Origin of the sequence: Lysinibacillus cavernae, from assembly GCF_009724685.1 — a bacterium.
GTDB classification, from domain to species: domain Bacteria; phylum Bacillota; class Bacilli; order Bacillales_A; family Planococcaceae; genus Lysinibacillus; species Lysinibacillus cavernae.
In genome coordinates this window covers 1-2,109 of sequence record NZ_WMEF01000027.1, presented here as the reverse complement: position 1 = coordinate 2,109, position 2,109 = coordinate 1, and the positions used below count along the sequence as shown (strand labels likewise).

1 protein-coding gene is annotated in these 2,109 nt (G+C 38.5%); it reads right to left on the bottom strand.

Annotation, left to right across the window (positions count from 1 at the left end):
* Window positions 1-197: 197 nt before the first annotated feature.
* Entirely contained in the window at window positions 198-1,784 is a 1,587-nt protein-coding gene (mbcS, locus tag GJU32_RS22785) for an acyl-CoA synthetase MbcS (RefSeq protein ID WP_155594160.1), read from the bottom strand.
* Window positions 1,785-2,109 lie beyond the last annotated feature (325 nt).

The window sequence follows — 2,109 nt, the reverse complement described above, 5'->3', positions numbered from 1 at the left end:
GTTAAGCTCTTTAGCGCCGATGGTAGTTGGGGGCTTCCCCCTGTGAGAGTAGGACATCGCTAGGCGCAAAAAGTCGCTACTGATACACTCAGTAGTGGCTTTTTTTTTGCTTAACCCATTAATAAATTGTATATGAGAGTAAATAAAAAGAAGGCATTTCTCAAATGATGAAATGCCTTCGATATATCACTTTTTTATTAAAGGGTTGGAACAGTGGTTGCTCGAAGTTCGATACGGCGAATTTTCCCGGATGTTGTTTTTGGCAATTCATCAATAAAGACGATACTACGAGGGTATTTATAAGGCGCTGTTAACACTTTTACATGCTCCTGTAGTTCCTTTCTTAACTCATCTTCATCACGCTCTTTAAAGCCGTCTCGTAAGATAACAAAGGCCTTTACAATGTGCCCCCTAATTTCATCTGGTGCAGCAACAACTGCACACTCTTGTACAGCTTCATGTTTATTTAACGCATCTTCTACCTCGAATGGTCCAATCGTATAACCAGATGAAATAATAATATCATCTCCACGACCTTCAAACCAGAAGTAACCGTCTTCATCACATTTTGCTTGATCACCAGTAATATACCAATCACCTCGGAATGCAGCTTGTGTGCGTTCAGGCTCCTTGTAATACTCTTTAAACAAAGCTGGTGAGGATTTGTGTATGGCAATATCACCAACCTCGCCAACTGGTGCTTCATTTCCTTCATTGTCGATAATACGTACAATATTACCTGGAGTTGGAACACCCATTGAACCAGGGCGTAATTCAGTGTTTTCGAGTGTACCAATTAGTAATGTATTTTCTGTCTGCCCATAGCCATCACGTACTTTTAGGCCAAAATGATTCATAAATGTTTCTATGACAGGGCGATTTAATGGTTCACCAGCAGAAACGGCACTACGTAGAGAAGATAAATTATACGCTTGTAAATTATCAATTTTTGCCATAATACGATATTCAGTCGGCGTGCAGCATAGAACATTTATTTTTTCCTCTTGCATTAGCTGAAGGTACGTTTTTGCATCGAATCCACCATGATAAACGAATGCAGTGGCGCCGAGCATGATCGTTGATAAAAAAGGGCTCCAAATCCATTTTTGCCAGCCAGGAGCTGCCGTTGCCCATACTAAATCGCCTTCACGTACACAAAGCCATTTTGAAGCAGCTGTTCTAATATGTGCATATCCCCAGCCATGTGAATGAACAACACCTTTAGGTTTACCGGTTGTACCTGATGTATAGGAAAGGAAAGCCATGTCATCACGTTTAGTAGCTACTGCTGTAAATGTAGCTGGCTGTGTGCTCGCCAATTCATCTAAAGAAGTCCAATTTCCTTTTGCAGTACCGATAACTAACTTGTTATTTAATGCCACTACAGTAGAAGTAATTTGGTCAACCTCACCAGTAAATGCCTCATAGGCAATAACAGCACTAGCAGAAGAATGCTCCATTCGATATTCTAAGTCACTTGCACGTAACATTTCTGAACATGAGATAGGAACAATCCCAGCTTTTAAACAGCCAAGAAAAACAAAGTAGGCTTCTGGTAGACGAGGAATAATAACTAGGACGCGATCACCCTTTTGAAGCCCCTTCTTCGTAAAGGCATTTGCGTATTGATTCATTTTTTCAACAAGCTCTACATAAGAAACTGTTCGTCGCTCTTGTTGTGTATTTAACCAGCGTATTGCTTGGCGGTCACTATCTTGCGAAAATTTTTCTAATTCCTCTGTGATGTTGTAAAATTCAGGTGCAATTAAATCATTTGATACCATACAAACATTCCTCCCCTAGAAAAATTTGATAGAAAATTCTTAAAACTATTTTTATTTTAACAATTGCAATAATATACAGCAAGAATATTTAGTACACAAAATAGAAATATTAGATTTAATAGAGAACTATTATGCTTTGAGGTTGATGTTTAAGAGTCCTTCGACAAAAAATATAAAAATTTGCACAAAATATGTTGCATTATTTAGAATGCTTGCTATAATAATAAATGTACTTAAGAGGTTATCTAAAACCTAAGTTGAATAGCATTGTTCCGAAGTAGCTCAGTTGGTAGTAGCACCTGACTGTTAATCAGGTTGTCGCAGG

Coding starts and splice junctions, on each gene's coding strand:
- mbcS (WP_155594160.1), bottom strand. CDS start 1,784: ATGGTATCAAATGATTTAATTGCACCTGAATTTTACAACATCACAGAG.